Here is an 18,097-nt window from a genome sequence, read left to right on the forward strand (position 1 = left end):
AGGGAAGTCTTACAATGAAAAAATTAGCAGTTATTATTTCAAGCATTTTATTATCTAGCACTGCGGCTGCTGCAGACAGCTATAACTCAATCAGTAACTTAAGCTACAAAGATAGCGATAACAACGACACCGTTGCTGTAGATTCTATTTACTATCTTTCTCCTAAAAAAACATTAGGGCCGTACGATCAGTTTGAGTACATCAATAAGCAAACTAACGTTTACGGTAGCTACGCTGATGACGACTTTGGCGATTTAACGAATGTTGGTGGCGAATACTTTATTAATGAATTTTTAATTGGCGCATCATACGAAAACTACGATCCAGATTCAGGCTCTAATGGTGAACTTTACAAACTAACCGGCGGTTACTTTTTCAACCCAGACTTACTAGCAAAAGTAACACTTGTTGAAAACAAAGACGGCGATGACTATGCTTTATTTGATTTAGCATACAACCACATGCTAAACAGCACAGATTACGTAGGTGTAACACTCACCGCAGATGACGATTTTGATTACCGCGCCGTTGCAGCTAAGTACTTTATTGATTTACAGCAAGGTAACTTCTTAACGTTTGAAGGTAAATACGAAAGCATTGATGATGCAGAGAACCAATGGGTAGCAGAAACTAACTACTACTTCTCAAAAGCAACGTCTGTGTTTGCTAACTACAACAAGCAAGATACTTACAGCTTTGGTGCTCAGCACTTCATCAATAAAAACATTGGTTTTAAAGTAGGTTACGAGAACAATGCAGATGACTCTGATAACGATGCATACTTTGCAAACATGCGTTTTCAGTTTTAATTAAGCCCTGTACTTAATTAAAAGCATAAAAAGCCCGCTACTGTAGCGGGCTTTGTAGTTTTTGACTTAAATTAACCGTGGTAAAAGTTTTACCAGCCGCAATTACGGCCTTTGTTTTGCTCATCTAAGTAGCTTTCTTAAAATTAAAAAGTAAAAAATTTTTGAAAAATGAGAAAAATATAATTGAAGGAAGCTACATTGGTGAGGTTTATCGAATAGTTTAGTTGTATCAATTTAGCGACAGTTTGTACCTTATTTGTTACTTTTTGAGTTTATATAATGGCATATTATTATCCTGTAGATTTAAGGATGTTTTTAATATTTACATTTGAGTATAATTATTAACAAGTTAAGTGGTTGTTTTTGTAGTTAATTTGTTCGCCCATTCATTTTTTGTTCATTTTTTGTTGTTAGGATGCGCCCCGACTTTGGCTAGACAGCTGAGGCATAAAAAGTAATATTTATAGGGAATTTAAAATGAAAAAATTAGCCGTTATCATTTCGAGCATTTTATTATCAAGCGCTGCAACCACTGCAATTGCCGCAGATACTTACCAATCAATCAGCCATGTAGGATACGTGGATGTAGATGGTGATGACACTGTAAGTGTTGACTCAACTTATTATTTTTCTCCAAAAGCGACATTAGGTCCTTATGATCAATTTGAGTACATCAATAAGCAAACAAATGTTTATGGTGCATACAGTGATAATGATTTTGGAGATGTTACTAGCATTGGCGGTGAGTATTTTGTAGAAGATTTTGTACTAGGTGCACAGTACAATAATTTCGATAGTGATTTTGGCTCAAGCACGGATGTAATTGAACTTTCTGCTGGTTACTTCTTTAACCCAAACCTTGTATTAAAAGCAACGTTTGTAGATGTTGAAGATGCTGACAATCAGTTTGTGTTTGACCTAGAATATAACCACGAACTAAACAGCACTGATTATATTGGCTTTACAGTAACAGCAGATGATGAGTTTGACTACCGTGCAGTAGCAGCTAAGTACTTTGTTGATTTACAGCAAGGTAACTACTTAACTGTTGAAGGTAAGTTTGAAGATGTTGATGGCGGTTCAAGTAACTGGGAATTAGCATCTAACTACTATTTCAGTAAAGCAACATCAGTGTTTGTTACAGTTAACAAGAACGATGATTACGCTTTTGGTGCTCAACACTTTTTCAATAATAATGTTGGTTTAGAAGCAGGTTACGGCAATAACTGGGATGATTCTGATTACGATGCTTATTTCGCAAATCTAAGCTTACAGTTCTAATTTAACTAAAAATTAGAATATGAATACAAAGCCCGCTCATTTGAGCGGGCTTTGTTGTTTTTAATGTTTGAGCTTAATTATATTACCAGCCGCAATTACGGCCTTTGTTTTGCTCATCTAAATAGCGTTGTAGTGGGGCAAAGTAATCGAGCATGGCGGTTGCATCCATTTGCGGTTTGCCTGTAATGCTTTCAAGTGCTTCTTGCCATGGGCGAGATGAACCCATCTCAAGCATTGCGTTTAGTTTTTCGCCTGCTTCTTTTGAGTTATAAATAGAGCAGCGATGAATCGCTTTATCGTTACCGGCAATTTCACATAAGCTACGGTGGAACTCAAACTGTAAAATATGCGCTAAAAAGTAACGTGTATAAGGGGTATTGCCTGGTACGTGGTATTTAGCACCTGGATCAAAGTCGTCTTCGCTACGTGCGATAGGCGCTTGCACACCTTGGTATTTTTCACGTAGCTCCCACCACGCTTTATTATAATCTTGCGGCTTTACTTGGCCTGAAAATACCTGCCAACGCCATTGATCAACCATTAAGCTAAATGGCACAAACGCCACTTTATCTAGCGCCATTTTCATTAGTAGGCCAATGTCTTTTGACTCATCAGGCACTTGCTCTAGTAAGCCAATTTCCTTTAAGTAGCCTGGTGTAACTGAAAGGGCAATAGTGTCGCCAATCGCTTCATGAAAACCATCGTTGGCACTTTCTTGATAAAATAAAGGCTGTTTATTATAAGCGCGCTGATAAAAATTGTGGCCTAGCTCATGATGAATAACAGAAAACTCTTCGCCCGTGCGCTGAATACACATTTTAATACGTAAATCGTCTTTGCTATCTATATTCCATGCAGATGCATGACATTGCACGTCTCTGTCTTTTGGTTTTACAAATAACGAGCGCTCGTAAAAGGTCTCTGGCAGTGGCTCAAATCCCATTGAGGTAAAAAAGGTTTCAGCCCCTTTTACCATCTTAAGCTCGTCGTAATTATTTTTAGCTAATAGCTCGGTAACATCGTAACCCGGATCGGCGTTTTCTGGTGCGACTACATCGTAAATGTTACCCCACGCTTGTGCCCACATGTTTCCTAATAAATGCGCAGGAATAGGTTCATCTTGGACTACTTTGTCGGTGCCGTATTTTTCCCCTAATTTAGCGCGTACATGGCAATGCAGTGAGTTATAAAGTGGCTTTACTTGCCCCCAAATGCGGTCAAGCTCGGTTGTAAAGTCATCGGCGGGCATATCGTACTTGCTGCGCCACATTGCGCCGGTATCAGCATAGCCTAGCTCTTGTGCCCCTTCGTTGGTAAGAGTTACTTGCTGCTCGTAAAGTGGGCGCATGGGTTTTGAAATTTGACGCCACCCTTGCCATAAATCAAGTAGCTCGTTGTAATCGCGGCTGGTGGCCATTTTTGCGGTCATATCGCCAAGGCTTAAACAGCTGCCATCGTCTTTACAATATTTGCCTTTACCGTATAAACCACCTAGCTCTGCCACAATAGTTGAAAGCTGAGCTGTTTTTTCAGCATTTTGGGGAGCGGGTAAGGTAAGCGCGAGTTTAAGTTTATTAAGCTTACGGCGTGTATCGTAATCGAGTTCTAAGTCATCAAATTGAGCTGCTTGATTGGCTAAACGTACAACCGACTCGGTCATTTTACGATTAATTTCTGCAGATAACGCCGAGGTATCATGAGTAATAAAGTTTGCGTAAATCCACTCAGCGCGGCTCGACTCTAGGTAAAGCTCACTTAGCTCTTTCTCTGTTTTTGCTATAAATGCGTTCGCATCTTTTACGGTTACTGTTTTGGTAGCGTGTGATGAATCGCTGGTGTCTAGTGTTACCTGTGCATCGCAAGCCAATAAAGCAAGTGTGCTGGCAACCACAAGCGCGCTCATGCTGAGTTTAAAGCGTGGTGTGTTCATGGTATTCCTTTGGTTTATTGTTATTAAGAGAGTGATAATAGCAGCGATGTTTAAAACAATAAAATGAATACGTTAAGGTGTGTAGTGTATCGCGCAATGATTGTATTTAAACTAAGATGGGTCATAATTAAGTTACTATTTTCATTCAATGTAAAAGGAATGTGCTCATGTCAGTATTTATAATATTGCTGGTCGTGGTGGTGGTTATTTTTGCAGTCAAAGATATTCGCCTTAACCTGATCAGCCGTCCTACGTTTAAAATGTTTAAAAAGGTACTTCCGCCGCTCTCGCAAACTGAGCGAGAGGCAATGGAGGCCGGTGATGTATGGTGGGATGGTGAGCTATTTAGTGGTAACCCAGATTGGCAAAAACTACATCGTTTTCCAAGGCCTGAGCTTAGCGATAAAGAAAATGATTTCATGGAAAATCAGGTTAACGCGCTACTGGCCATGCTAGATGATTATCAAATTGTGCAAAAAGACAAAGATCTGCCAAAAGAAGTGTGGGATTACTTAAAAACAGAGGGCTTTTTTGCGCTGATCATTCCTGAAAAATTTGGCGGACGAGAGTTCTCAGCGATTGCAAACTCTACCATAGTGTCAAAAATTGCCACAAAAAGCTTAACTGCGGCGGTTACTGTTATGGTTCCTAATAGCTTAGGCCCAGGCGAGCTGTTACTGCATTATGGTACAAAAGAGCAACAAGACCGTTGGTTACCAACGCTTGCCAATGGTGAAGATGTGCCATGTTTTGCCCTTACCGGACCCGAAGCGGGCTCTGATGCAGGTAGTATTCCTGACTCTGGCATAGTATGTAAAGGCCAGCATAATGGTGAAGAGGTAATAGGCCTGCGTTTAAATTGGTCTAAGCGCTATATTACGCTTGCGCCGGTTGCAACAGTACTTGGTCTTGCTTTTAAAATGTATGACCCCGATGGGCTACTTGGTGATGAAAAAGAGCTTGGCATTACCTGTGCGTTAATCCCTACAGATCACGAAGGGGTAGAAACGGGTGAGCGCCATTACCCATTAAATATGGCATTTATGAACGGGACTACGTACGGTAAAGACGTATTTATTCCGCTAGATTGGATTATTGGTGGTCAGCAAGGCGCAGGGCGAGGCTGGCGTATGCTGGTTGAATGCTTAAGTGCCGGGCGTGGGATTTCTTTACCTGCCCTAAGTACCGCAACAGGGCATTTAGCCTCTAAAATGACCTCTGCTTACGCTATGGTACGCCAACAGTTTGGTGTATCAATTGGCCAATTTGAAGGTGTACAAGAAGCACTAGCCCGTATTGGCGGGTTAACATATACGCTTGAGTCGGCACGATTAATGACCGCAGGCGCAATAGATTTAAAACTAAGCCCATCAGTTGTTACCGCCATTGCAAAATATCATATGACTGAAATGGGGCGTACGGTAATGAACGATGCAATGGATATTCATTCGGGCAAAGGTATTCAAGTAGGTCCTAATAACTATTTAGCCCATGGCTATATGGGGATCCCGGTATCAATTACGGTTGAAGGGGCAAACATTTTAACGCGTAATTTAATGATTTTTGGCCAAGGTGCCACGCGTTGTCATCCGTTTGTGTTAAAAGAAATGGAAGCTGCGGCAATGGACGATGACGACGCAGCACTTGATCAATTCGACGGCTTGCTCATGAAGCACATTTTATTTGCTGCAAGTAACGCGGGTATGGCTTTTGTGCATGGTCTAACTCGTAGCTGTTTTGCTAAAGCGCCTGTATGTGGTGCAACCGCTGTTTACTACAAACAATTGAGCAGAATGAGCCGTGGCCTTGCTTTTACAACCGATGTAGCCATGCTGGTATTGGGTGGTGAGCTTAAACGAAAAGAAATGATTTCGGCCCGCTTAGGTGATGTGCTTAGTCATTTATATTTAGCGTCTACAGTGTTAAAGCGCTTTGAAGATGAAGGGCGCCAACAAGCTGATTTACCGTTTGTTAAATACGCTATTGAAAACTCATTGTATGAAATTGGTCAAGCGTTTGATGGTTTTTTCAAAAACTTTTCAAATCCGGTAGTTAACTTTTTACTTAAACGCATTGTGTTTCCGCTGGGGAATCACTATCACAAACCAAGTGATGAAACAGCACAAAGTATTTGTGAGCATATGACGCAACCTGGGGTGTTTAGAAATCGCTTAACGCATTTATGTTATGTTGATGAAAATGCAGGCACTGGCGTGATGGAAAATGCGTTTTTAGCTATGCATGATATGCAAGCACAGTTTAAAGACTTAAAACAATGGCAGCGCAGTGGTAAGGTACCTGCCACGCTTGATATAGAAGGCGCAATTAATTATTCGTTGGAGCAAGGCTTTTTAGAGCAAGCAGATGCCGATGCAATGCACCATACTAACAAGCTTAGAAAACAAGCCATTGCGGTTGATAACTTTCAACCCGGTGAATTATAACGCTTAAGACAAGCGCTAAACACAAAAAAGGCCTTACGCATGTAAGGCCTTTTTTGTTAGTAGTTATCGAGCATAAGGGTCTGCAACTATTTTATCTATATACCATTTCCCTTTTTTGCGAAGCATTTTAACGCTGCGCATATCATCGACTTTATCGCCATTAAAGTAGCCTGTAAAAATGAGGTTTATTTTAGCGTTATCACCATATTGTTCGCGTACGCTCATGTTGGTCATATCGACTTCAATGACAACCTCATCGTATTGCAGGTTAACTAAGTTTCGGGCAAATTGCTTAGCAGTACCATAGGATTTCATAATCCGGCTGAGGTTGGGGGTGGCCATGGTGCTGGCTTTTTGTAAATCTTTTTGGTTATACAGTGCATCAAAGTAAGCGGTGGCTGTATCGCCTGGTGAGTCGCCCAGTGTTTGTACGTTATCGCCACAGGCGGCTAAAAAAAAGCATACAATAAAACTTAAATAAGCTGTTATTTTTTTCATGTTGAATGTTTTTAATTAATTTTTTTAAAGTGTGTGGTTAATTAAACAAGATGTAAAGCAGCGCTGGGGAATAAATAGAAAATTGAACAATAAATAATAAAAAAGGATGCCATAAGCATCCTTTTAAGTATCTCAAGGAGAGAAGTTTACTGTACTAATTCTTGCTCGCTAAATTCTTCTGCGAACATTGGGCTAGACAGGTAACGCTCTGTGGCACTTGGTAAAATAACCACAATATTTTTATCAGCGTTTTCTGGCTTTTCAGCAAGACGTTTAGCGGCTACAACCGCTGCGCCTGATGAAATACCCACTAAAATACCTTCTTTTTTCATTAGCTCATGGGCCATAGCAATCGCATCTTCGTTTGACACTTGCTCTGCACCATCAATCACACTTAAATCAAGGTTGCCAGGAATAAAGCCTGCGCCAATACCTTGAATTTTATGTGGACCTGGTTTTACTTCTTCGCCTGCAAGTGTTTGGCTAATAACAGGCGAGCTAGTAGGTTCAACAGCAATTGACTTAACGTCTATGCCTTTTTCGTTTTTAAGGTAACGGCTAACACCTGTAATAGTACCACCAGTGCCTACACCTGCTACAAAAAAGTCGATGTTGCCATCAAGCGCGTCAAAAATTTCTGGGCCGGTTGTTTCAAAGTGAATCTTAGGGTTAGCTGGGTTTTCGAACTGTTGTAATAAAATGTATTTTTCTGGGTCTGTTGCTTGAATTTCTTTTGCTTTTTCAATTGCGCCATTCATACCTTTAGCACCATCGGTAAGCACTAAGTTAGCGCCTAATGCTTTTAATAGTTTGCGGCGCTCTAGGCTCATTGTATTTGGCATGGTGAGTGTTAATTTGTAGCCACGTGCTGCTGCAACAAATGCAAGGGCAATACCTGTATTACCCGATGTAGGTTCAATTAGTTCTTTACCTTTGACAAGCTGACCTGATTTTTCAGCTTCCCAAATCATTGATGCACCAATACGACATTTAATACTAAAGCTAGGATTACGCGATTCTACTTTAGCGTAAACGTTTCCGCCTGTTACGCGATTAAGTCTTACCAATGGTGTATTACCAATGCTTAGTGAGTTATCTTCAAAAATAGTAGACATAATGTTCCTTTGGATACAATCTGATCAATGTGTTAATAGCCTTTGCTATTAACTATATAAATACACTTTACTGCGAGTTTAAAAAAACTAAAGTAAAGTTTGGCTATAACATATATCTATTGGGCTTATAACCAGCCGAAATAAAAATTAGTTATTATTGTTGCTTTAGTTATTAAAGATGCGGGCTTATTTTTAAATTTAAAGAGTAAACTTTGCCACGTAGTTAAAAAATGCACAGGATAGGCTAATTATTGCGATGTTTTTGTGTGTTATTTGTGCACATGAATATAACTTGAATACTTTTATCACACAATGCGCCTAAAACATGTTAAAAACACTCTATCTATATTCAACTAAGCAATCACAATGAAGTTAATCTTAAAATTAATTGCCGGTATTGTGGCCGGTATTTTGGTCGGGCTTTATGTACCTCTTACAGGTGTTGAGCTTTTGTTTACTGTTAAAGAGCTTATTGGCCAACTCATTTCTTTTACCATTCCATTAATTATTTTATTTTTTATTGCTTCGGGCATTGCTGGCTTACCTAAAGGGTCAGGCCATTTATTAGGTAAAACCGTTGGCTTTGCTTACAGCTCTACGGTAATTGCGGGCACGCTTGCCTTTTTATTAGTGAGTGCGGTTATTCCACTGTTAAGTGGCAATATTACGTTTGAAGCCGAAGTTGCCACTGAAATTGGTAGTTTTATTGATTTAGAAATTCCACCACTGATGGGTGTAATGACAGCGCTTGTAACAGCATTTGTGTTTGGTATAGGCATGAGCCAACTGGAACTAGAAACACTTAAAAAAGTCTCTGATCAGGGTCGCGACGTAATTGATGCTTTATTATCTAAAGTAATTATTCCGGCTTTACCATTTTACATTGCGGGTGTATTTGCAGAAATGACCGTAGCAGGTACTGTGGTAGATACACTGCAAACCTTTGGTGTAGTGCTTATTGCAGCACTTGTGATGCATTGGCTATGGTTAAGCGTATTATATGTTTCTACGGGAGTATTACTTAAACGTAACCCGTTGGAGCTAGTTAAAAATATGCTTCCTGCTTATTTTACAGCGCTGGGGACAATGTCGAGCGCGGCAACCATTCCGGTGTCTTTGCAATCAAGTAAAGCAAATAATGTTAAAGAAGATGTAGCAAACTTTACTGTTCCTTTGTGTGCAACTATTCATTTATCGGGTTCTACAATCACTATTGTAACCTGCGCTATGGCCGTTATGTTTTTATCGCCAAGTATGGAAGTGCCTTCTTTAATAGGCATGCTGCCATTTATTATGATGCTAGGAGTAGTAATGATTGCAGCGCCTGGTGCACCAGGTGGTGCAGTAATGTCGGCACTGGGCTTATTGACCAGTATGCTTGGCTTTAACGAGGGCGCTGTTGCATTAATGATTGCACTTTACCTTGCGCAAGATAGCTTTGGTACAGCGTGTAATGTAACAGGCGATGGTATTATTGCCCTATGGGTAGACCGTTTTAGCGAAAAAGCAGCGTAATAAAAAACTAAAGTACTGGTTTTTAGCTGTAGTAAAATAATGCTAAAAGATGAGTAAACCTAAAGCGAAGCAATAATATTAGTTATTGTTTCGCTTTAACTGTGGTAATGTGGCAAATTGAATTGTTTAGTCGTGTATTGTTAGGTTAATGAGGGTATTACATTGATTAATGTGCTTTTAGTTGATGACCATGAGCTGGTACGAACTGGTATAAAACGTATATTAGATGACGTACGTGGTTTTAAAGTGGTAGGCGAAGCTAAAGATGGTGAGGCTGCGGTACAATTTTGTCGCCAGCACGCACCTAATATTGTATTAATGGATATGAATATGCCTGGCATGGGTGGCTTAGAGGCCACAAAAAAGATTTGCCGCTATTGCCCAGATGTAAAAATTATTGTGCTTACAGTTAACTGCGAAGACCCATTTCCTTCTAAAGTAATGCAAATTGGTGCGCATGGGTTTTTAACCAAAGGTGCAGGCTCTGATGAAATGGTTCGTGCTATACGTTCTGTTCATGCAGGCCAGCGTTATATCGCCCCAGAAATTGCACAGCAAATTGCCCTTGCGCAAGTAACAGGGCGTACCGATGAAAACCCGTTTCAAAGCTTATCTGAGCGCGAGCTACAAATTATGCTAATGATCACCAAAGGTGAAAAAGCACAAGATATTGCCGAGCGCTTAAATTTAAGTTCAAAAACAGTGAACAGCTACCGTTACCGTATGTTTGAAAAATTAAATGTAGGGGGCGACGTAGAGCTTACTCATTTGGCTATTCGCCATAAAATGATTGATATAGACGTATCTCATTAATTTTTTAATTTATGTCTGAATTCGATCACGGCCAATTTTTAAAAACGCTATCAAGTGAACCGGGTGTATACCGTATGCTTGATAGTGAACAACAAGTTATTTATGTCGGTAAAGCTAAAAACTTAAAAAAGCGGGTAAGTAGTTACTTTAGATCTAATCTAACCGACAGTAAAACCCGAGTGTTAGTGAGTAATATTTGCGATATTGAAGTTACCCTCACAAACACCGAAACTGAAGCCCTGCTGCTTGAAAACAACCTTATAAAAAAATATCAGCCGCGTTATAACATTTTATTACGTGATGATAAGTCATACCCTTATATATTACTTACAAATCATAAACATCCGCGTTTAGCCTTTCATAGAGGTAGCCGCAAGGTAAAAGGCGAGTACTTTGGGCCTTTCCCAAGTGCTGGCGCCGTGTCGGAAAGTTTGCGTTTAATGCAAAAAATATTTCCTGTACGTCAGTGCGAAGATGCCTACTACCGTGCCAGAAGCCGCCCGTGTTTACAGTATCAGCTAAAGCGCTGCTCAGCACCGTGTGTTAATAAAGTGACAGAGCAAGAGTACGGCGAACAAGTTGATTATGTACGTAAGTTTTTAACGGGTAAGTCGCACGAAGTGATAGCCGATTTAATAAAAAAAATGGAAGCGGCGAGTAAAGACCTCAATTTTGAGCTCGCAGCTAAAGTGCGTGACCAAATCATGCTACTGCGCAAAATGCAGGAACAGCAGTCTATTTCAGGTAATTTTGCTGAAATGGATGTAGTAGGTTTTGCGCACTTAAATGGATTAAACGGAATTCATTTATTAATGATCCGCGATCATAAAGTGCTAGGCAGTAAAACCTATTTTCCAAAAGTACCTAAAGATTCGGGGCAAGAGGAAATACTTACTTCGTTTTTAGGGCAATATTATTTAGCGCCTGGCGCGACAGGGCGCATAGCAAAAGAAATTATTTTACCGTTCGAGATTGAAGAAAGTAGCGTATTGAGTGAAGCCCTTACGCAAATTAGTGAGCGCAAAGTATCGCTTAAAGTGGTTACCCGCGGAGAGCGAGCACAATACCTTCAGCTTGCTAATAAAAATGCATTAAACAGCATTACCGTTAAACAAAGCACACAAGACTCTATAAACAAACGTTATGCCCAATTAAAAGCAACCCTGCGCCTTGATGATATTAATAGAATGGAATGTTTTGATATTAGCCATACTATGGGGGAGAACACTGTAGCCAGTTGTGTCGTATTCGATTCTCAAGGGCCTAACAATAAAGAGTATAGGCGCTACAACGTAACGGGTATAACCGGCGGTGATGATTACGCGGCAATGGAGTTTGCACTAAACAAACGCTACAACAAAGTGGTTGATGAAGACAAAATCCCTGACGTTATATTTATTGACGGTGGTAAAGGGCAGTTAGGCCGTGCAGAGCAGTATTTTGCTACGTGGCCCCATGCAAAAATGCCGCTGTTAGTAGGTGTTGCAAAAGGCACGAGTAGGAAACCAGGCCTAGAAACCTTACTAATCGATGGCGGGCGTAAAACAATCCCTATGGATTCGGATGCGCCAGCACTTCATTTAATTCAACATATTCGCGATGAATCTCACCGATTTGCTATAGCAGGGCACCGTAATAAGCGCCAAAAACAACGTACGCAATCATTATTAGAAGAGATCAACGGAGTGGGTTCTAAGCGCCGCCAAACATTATTAAAATATTTAGGGGGCATGCAAGGGGTAAAAGCTGCTAATATAGAACAGTTAAAAAAAGTTCCTGGGATCAGTCCTGACATGGCTGAGAAGATATTTAACCATTTGCATGACAAGGGCTAGCCCTTCATGCGAATATAGAAAAAAAGACATATCCAAGTAGTTATGTGGAATATTCCAAACACACTCACAACCTTTAGACTTTTTCTTATCCCCATATTTTTGGTGATATTTTACTTGCCTTATAGCTGGGCGTTTTTTGCTGCCGCTTTTATTTTTTGGCTTGCATCAATCACCGATATACTTGACGGTTATTTAGCACGAAAGCTAGAGCAATCTACGCCTTTTGGAGCGTTTTTAGACCCTGTAGCCGATAAGGTTATGGTGTGTGCTGCACTTGTTGCGCTCTCTGATCATTATCAGTCTATGTATATGACGATTCCGGCACTTATTATTATCAGCCGTGAAATAGTGATATCTGCATTACGTGAGTGGATGGCCGAACAAGGCAAACGTGGAAACGTTGCAGTATCAAATATGGGCAAAATAAAAACCGCGGCGCAAATGCTGGCAATTATTGGCCTAATTTGGCAATACGATACGTGGATGATCTATTTAAGTTTTGCTTTATTGTATATAGCCACCTATTTAACACTAAGCTCTATGGTGCAATATTTAATGGCTGCATGGAGTGAATTGACCAAAAATTGATTGTAAACGTCTAATAACGCACCGTTTTAGATAAAAAATAATCAAACAGTTCAAAAGTGGCATTTTTTGTGTTGACGCGTTTAATAATCTCTGTAGAATGCGTCCGTGTTGAGAGGGCATAGCCCCTAAGATAAAGAAAACCAAAGTTACTTAATTAACAGCGCAAACATCGCAAGATGTTGAATAACGCAGATAATTAAATAATAATGCGGCACTAGCTCAGTTGGTAGAGCGCGACCTTGCCAAGGTCGAGGTCACGAGTTCGAGCCTCGTGTGCCGCTCCAAGTTTTCATTAGGTTGTCCAACGGTTTGGCGGAATGGCAGAGTGGCCATGCAGCGGATTGCAAATCCGTCCACCTCGGTTCGACTCCGGGTTCCGCCTCCATTCAACACTCCACATGCTTTAAATAGCAAACTCGATGCCCGAGTGGTGGAATTGGTAGACACAAGGGATTTAAAATCCCTCGACTAACAAGTCGTGCCGGTTCAAGTCCGGCCTCGGGCACCACTTTGTGGTTTAATTACATCGCCAAGTGTAATTTATAAAAACAACGTTACATAAATTAGTTTATGTAATTGAATTTAGAATTAATATGATGCGGCACTAGCTCAGTTGGTAGAGCGCGACCTTGCCAAGGTCGAGGTCACGAGTTCGAGCCTCGTGTGCCGCTCCATATTAGTTTTATCCACTTGCTTTAAATAGCAAACTCGATGCCCGAGTGGTGGAATTGGTAGACACAAGGGATTTAAAATCCCTCGACTAACAAGTCGTGCCGGTTCAAGTCCGGCCTCGGGCACCACTTTTTAATTATTCAACCAAGATAATTAAAAGTTTAACGCGGCACTAGCTCAGTTGCCAGAACGTTTTACCGCGACATGGTCGCGCACCAACGGACAAATTACTGACAAAGTTTAACGCGGCACTAGCTCAGTTGCCAGAACGTTTTACCGCGACATGGTCGCGCACCAACGGACAAATTACTGACAAAGTTTAACGCGGCACTAGCTCAGTTGGTAGAGCGCGACCTTGCCAAGGTCGAGGTCACGAGTTCGAGCCTCGTGTGCCGCTCCAAATTATTTGGAAGCGTTAAGGCGGAATGGCAGAGTGGCCATGCAGCGGATTGCAAATCCGTCCACCTCGGTTCGACTCCGGGTTCCGCCTCCATTTAATTACTCCACATGCTTTAAATAGCAAACTCGATGCCCGAGTGGTGGAATTGGTAGACACAAGGGATTTAAAATCCCTCGACTAACAAGTCGTGCCGGTTCAAGTCCGGCCTCGGGCACCAATCTTACTAAAGTTCTTTTAGTAACTTAAATACATCCTAATTTTAAACAATTACTTCGTTTCTTTTTTGCCTATCTTTTAAAAGTTAATAGCAATTGGCCTTAATTAGGTGAATGATTTGAAGCAAGACAATCGTGCTTAAAGCAGAGTATACGTTTTGTTGTACGTTAGCATTAGCTGATTAAACCTACATTACTTTTACTATATTCCTTTGCTGCTAATAGGCTACTTTTAACGCCGTTTACATTCAGTTCAGTTCATCAAAGCAATCTTATACCAATCCGCAATAATACTTAATTATTCTGCGGGGCTGAACGTGTCGCTACCTGATGATATTAGCTTGATAGCTAAAGGTGTAAATAATAGCGCTGGGCTTTATGTATTTATATAAGCGCTACTTATTTAAAAATGTGCTTATAAAGATGATTGCTATAGCTAACTAGTTTGGCGCTTTAGTACGTTCGTTAACGTATTAGCTGGAGCTTAGGTAAGAGAGGAAATAAAATAGTGAGCAAAGCGACACACAAGGCCGCTTTACTAAAGTATATAATGCTATAACTTTGTTTGTGCCTTATAAATAGGGAACTCGCTCATTAAACCTTGAATAAGCGCCACGCACATTAAAATAAGCACAATTGAGAAAGGTAACGCAGTTGTTACTACTCCCGATTGCAAAGCTTGTAAGGCTTGAGAGCCTCCTACCCACAGTAATACGGCAGCTATAGCCCCTTCAATCGATGCCCAAAATATACGTTGTGGTACCGGCGCATCAATTTTTCCGCCAGCGGTTATACCATCTATTACAAGCGAGCCAGAATCAGAAGAGGTAATAAAAAACACTAAAATAAGTACAATCGAAATAACACTAATGAAACCACTAAGCGGAAGCTGCTCATAAACCTGAAATAGCGTCACAGAGATATCGGTTAAACCGTTTTGTCCTAGTGGGCCTACTTTATCAATAATTTGTGAAATCGCTAAATTACCAAATACCCCCATCCAAACCAAGCTTAATAGTGTTGGCAGCCCAATGACGACTAATAAAAATTCTCGCACGGTACGACCTCTAGAAACGCGGGCAATAAACATTCCTACAAATGGCGACCACGATATCCACCATGCCCAGTAAAATACTGTCCAAGCATGCATCCAGTCTTCATCTTCACGGCCAAACGGATTACTAAGCGGAATTATATGCTCCACATATGCACCGAAGGTAAACCATATTGCTGTAATTGAATCACCAAAAGTAAGCCATATTATGGCTACAAGTAAAATAAATGCACAGATAAGGTTGATGTTACTAAGTACTTTCACACCCCCTTCAATCCCTTTAATAACAGAAACAATAGCAATACAGGTAACGAGCGCTATAACCGTAATTTGAAAAGCAGCCCCGTAATCTGTGCCTATTAAATAATTTATACCACTTGTTGCTTGTTGCGCCCCTAAACCAAGAGACGTTGCTAAACCAAAAAGCGTAGAGAGTACAGCAAGAATATCAATAACATGACCCAGCCAACCCCAAGCACGATCGCCAAATAAAGGGTAAAACACGGATCGTATAGATAATGGAAGGCCTTTATTGTAAGCAAAAAACGCTAAGCTAAGTGCAACAATGGCGTAAATAGCCCAACCATGTAAGCCCCAGTGATACATGGTGGCACCCATGGCTAAAGAATGAGCTTCTGGGGTGTTTGGCTCAGCATTCATTGGCATTAAGTACCAATCTGTGTAATAGGCTGCAGGCTCTGCAACACCCCAAAATAGTAAACCTATTCCCATTCCTGCGGCAAATAGCATTGCCAGCCATGAGAGATAACCATGTTCAGGTTTTGCATCAACACCCCCTAAGCGAATTTTACCAAGAGGGGAGAGCGCAAGTGCAAAGCAAAATAATACGAAACCATTAGCAATCAACATGAAGTAGCTATCAAATTTATTGATAATGGCATCTTTAGTTGAGGTAAGTGCTTCCCTGACGACTTCAGGGTCAAGCAATAAAGTAAGGGCAACAAATAGTATGACTAAAAATGCGCTTATTCCAAACACTGGGTTATGAACATCAAACCCCCATTTTTGCACGTTATCTTGACCTACCTGGTAATCCGTAGTGTCAATACTGTATTTGTTCAATTGGTCATCCATCATGACTCCTTTATATTATAGATAACAAACTTCAATTTTATTGTACGTAAGTAAATCAAAAAGCGCCTATTACTGATATTTAACTATGGTATATATCTTTGAAATACATTGATAAATTTTTATATAGTTTGTAAGGCAAAAAAAAGCGAGCTAATGCTCGCTTGATAATTTTTAATTTAGCGTTACTTCCATGCGTTAGGATCAACCTCTTTTGCAAGCTTAGGGTGTTTGTCTTTGTCAAACGTCGGTAATACACCTTGCTTATTTTGCGCGTTGTAATCTTTTGATAACCACACAACAACACCAGATAGCATAAAGAGTGCAACCACGTTTACAATAGCCATTAGGCCCATAGAAATGTCAGCAAGTGTCCAAATAATACCTAGTTCACCAATGGCACCAAACATAACCATACCTAATACAAGTAATCTAAATATAAACATTCCTTTATTAGAGTTATGCTCTAAAAACATTAAGTTTGTTTCGGCATATGAGTAATTCGCGACAATAGAAGTAAATGCAAAAAACAAAATGGCAATGGCGATAAAGTACGTTCCCCAATCACCCACGTGCTCTTGCAGTGCAGCTTGCGTTAACTCTATTCCTAGTACACCCGATTCAGGCACAAGTTGATTAGACAGTAAGATTAATGAGGCAGTGGCTGTACAGATCACAATAGTATCTATAAATACACCTAGCATTTGCACGTACCCTTGTGACGCTGGGTGCGGTGGGTAAGGTGTTGCCGTTGCAGCAGCATTGGCTGCGCTACCCATACCGGCTTCGTTTGAAAACAAACCGCGCTTAATACCTTGGATCATAGCTTGCGTTACACCATAGCCAATTGCCCCAGCGCCTGCTTGCTCTAAACCAAATGCACTTTTAATTATAAGTACAATAACATCAGGCAGGGCAGTAAAGTTAACCGCACATACATATATAGCAACTAGCAAATAGGCAAGCGCCATAAATGGAACAACCATTTCGGCAAAACGTGATATTGTTTTTAATCCACCAAAAATAATGATGCCAGAGCCAATTACAAGTGCAATGCCTACTATATACTTAGGTACATCAAACGCTACTTCAAATGCGGCAGCAATAGAGTTTGACTGTACAGCATTAAATACCAGGCCAAAGGCTAAAATCAAGCACAATGAAAACAACACACCCATCCAGCGTTTGCCTAAACCGCGTTCCATATAATAAGCAGGACCGCCTCTAAAGTTGCCATCAGCGTCTTTAGTTTTATAAGCTTGTGCTAACGTACTTTCTGCAAAGCTAGTTGCCATACCTATTAAAGCAATCAACCACATCCAAAATATAGCGCCAGGGCCACCTAAATAAAGTGCCACAGCAACACCGGCCATATTACCTGTTCCAACACGCGCCGCTAAAGAAGTACAAAAAGCTTGAAAAGAAGAAATCTCATCTCCACCACATTTACGTGAGCCAAACATAACTTTAAACATATGTGGGAATTGTACAAATTGAATAAAGCCTAAGCGAATGGTAAAAAATACACCTGCTGCTATTAATAAGTAGACGAGAACTTGGCCCCAAAGTAAGGCACTTATACTATTTATTATATCTGTCATGAATACTACCTAAGTACATGAGTTGAAAAAGTGCTGGCAACTTACCATAACAAGTCAAAAGAGTTTAGTTTTAAAAGCAAAAAAGCATTGTTACCCACAGGTTTCTGTGGATAACGTGTGTCTTCAGTGTGGAGTGCTTATGAGTAAAAATTAAATGCAATTTTATCAAATAAAACGCTTGCGTATAAATTCGTTCTCCCTATAATGCGACCCCACTGAGACGGCAGACAGCAAC

12 protein-coding genes and 8 tRNA genes are annotated in these 18,097 nt (G+C 40.5%); 15 read left to right on the plus strand and 5 right to left on the minus strand.

What is annotated here, in order from left to right; genetic code table 11:
* Window positions 1-14 precede the first annotated feature (14 nt).
* Together QUE46_RS06195 and QUE46_RS06200 are read left to right on the plus strand one after the other, a co-directional pair.
* Entirely contained in the window at window positions 15-809 is a 795-nt protein-coding gene (locus QUE46_RS06195; protein ID WP_286246805.1) for a putative porin, read from the plus strand.
* A 477-nt stretch (window positions 810-1,286) separates the two neighbouring features.
* Window positions 1,287-2,090, plus strand: a complete 804-nt coding sequence (locus QUE46_RS06200; RefSeq protein WP_286246806.1) for a putative porin — start codon at window positions 1,287-1,289, stop codon at window positions 2,088-2,090.
* A gap of 82 nt (window positions 2,091-2,172) precedes the next feature.
* On the opposite strand, the gene QUE46_RS06205 is transcribed toward QUE46_RS06200, so the two are convergent.
* Window positions 2,173-4,020, minus strand: a complete 1,848-nt coding sequence (locus QUE46_RS06205; protein ID WP_286246808.1) for a M2 family metallopeptidase — start codon at window positions 4,018-4,020, stop codon at window positions 2,173-2,175.
* A gap of 167 nt (window positions 4,021-4,187) precedes the next feature.
* Between QUE46_RS06205 and QUE46_RS06210 the strand changes: the two genes are divergently transcribed.
* Entirely contained in the window at window positions 4,188-6,464 is a 2,277-nt protein-coding gene (locus QUE46_RS06210) for an acyl-CoA dehydrogenase (RefSeq protein WP_286246810.1), read from the plus strand.
* Window positions 6,465-6,527: 63 nt separating this feature from the next.
* On the opposite strand, the gene QUE46_RS06215 is transcribed toward QUE46_RS06210, so the two are convergent.
* Together QUE46_RS06215 and cysK are read right to left on the minus strand one after the other, a co-directional pair.
* Window positions 6,528-6,962, minus strand: a complete 435-nt coding sequence (locus QUE46_RS06215) for a hypothetical protein (RefSeq protein ID WP_286246813.1) — start codon at window positions 6,960-6,962, stop codon at window positions 6,528-6,530.
* A 146-nt stretch (window positions 6,963-7,108) separates the two neighbouring features.
* Window positions 7,109-8,077, minus strand: a complete 969-nt coding sequence (gene cysK / locus QUE46_RS06220; protein WP_286246815.1) for a cysteine synthase A — start codon at window positions 8,075-8,077, stop codon at window positions 7,109-7,111.
* A gap of 366 nt (window positions 8,078-8,443) precedes the next feature.
* Between cysK and QUE46_RS06225 the strand changes: the two genes are divergently transcribed.
* From QUE46_RS06225 to QUE46_RS06280, 12 genes are all read left to right on the plus strand, one after another.
* The gene (locus QUE46_RS06225; protein WP_286246817.1) at window positions 8,444-9,592 is read left to right on the plus strand and encodes a dicarboxylate/amino acid:cation symporter; all 1,149 of its coding nucleotides are present in this window, start codon (window positions 8,444-8,446) and stop codon (window positions 9,590-9,592) included.
* A 162-nt stretch (window positions 9,593-9,754) separates the two neighbouring features.
* Complete coding sequence (gene uvrY, locus QUE46_RS06230; protein ID WP_004589511.1) at window positions 9,755-10,405, plus strand: UvrY/SirA/GacA family response regulator transcription factor; 651 nt, start codon at window positions 9,755-9,757, stop codon at window positions 10,403-10,405.
* 11 nt (window positions 10,406-10,416) lie between these two features.
* A complete protein-coding gene (gene uvrC, locus QUE46_RS06235; protein WP_286246823.1) occupies window positions 10,417-12,240 on the plus strand; it encodes an excinuclease ABC subunit UvrC in 1,824 nt (607 codons plus the stop codon).
* 42 nt (window positions 12,241-12,282) lie between these two features.
* A complete protein-coding gene (gene pgsA / locus QUE46_RS06240; RefSeq protein ID WP_024033647.1) occupies window positions 12,283-12,828 on the plus strand; it encodes a CDP-diacylglycerol--glycerol-3-phosphate 3-phosphatidyltransferase in 546 nt (181 codons plus the stop codon).
* A 208-nt stretch (window positions 12,829-13,036) separates the two neighbouring features.
* Window positions 13,037-13,112, plus strand: a tRNA-Gly gene (locus QUE46_RS06245).
* Window positions 13,113-13,139: 27 nt separating this feature from the next.
* A tRNA-Cys gene (locus tag QUE46_RS06250) sits at window positions 13,140-13,213 on the plus strand.
* A 36-nt stretch (window positions 13,214-13,249) separates the two neighbouring features.
* Window positions 13,250-13,336: transfer RNA gene (locus QUE46_RS06255), tRNA-Leu, on the plus strand.
* A gap of 90 nt (window positions 13,337-13,426) precedes the next feature.
* A tRNA-Gly gene (locus tag QUE46_RS06260) sits at window positions 13,427-13,502 on the plus strand.
* Between the two features lie 39 nt (window positions 13,503-13,541).
* A tRNA-Leu gene (locus QUE46_RS06265) sits at window positions 13,542-13,628 on the plus strand.
* 196 nt (window positions 13,629-13,824) lie between these two features.
* Window positions 13,825-13,900, plus strand: a tRNA-Gly gene (locus tag QUE46_RS06270).
* A 19-nt stretch (window positions 13,901-13,919) separates the two neighbouring features.
* Window positions 13,920-13,993 (plus strand) — tRNA-Cys (locus QUE46_RS06275).
* A gap of 37 nt (window positions 13,994-14,030) precedes the next feature.
* Window positions 14,031-14,117 (plus strand) — tRNA-Leu (locus QUE46_RS06280).
* Between the two features lie 551 nt (window positions 14,118-14,668).
* Here the strand turns inward: QUE46_RS06280 and QUE46_RS06285 are convergent.
* Window positions 14,669-16,264: a BCCT family transporter gene (locus QUE46_RS06285; protein ID WP_286246827.1), complete on the minus strand. Its 1,596-nt coding sequence runs from the start codon at window positions 16,262-16,264 to the stop codon at window positions 14,669-14,671.
* 182 nt (window positions 16,265-16,446) lie between these two features.
* The gene (locus QUE46_RS06290) at window positions 16,447-17,862 is read right to left on the minus strand and encodes a sodium:alanine symporter family protein (RefSeq protein WP_286246829.1); all 1,416 of its coding nucleotides are present in this window, start codon (window positions 17,860-17,862) and stop codon (window positions 16,447-16,449) included.
* Window positions 17,863-18,097 lie beyond the last annotated feature (235 nt).

This window comes from Pseudoalteromonas sp. MM1 (genome assembly GCF_030296835.1).
In the GTDB taxonomy this organism is placed as follows: Bacteria; Pseudomonadota; Gammaproteobacteria; order Enterobacterales; family Alteromonadaceae; genus Pseudoalteromonas.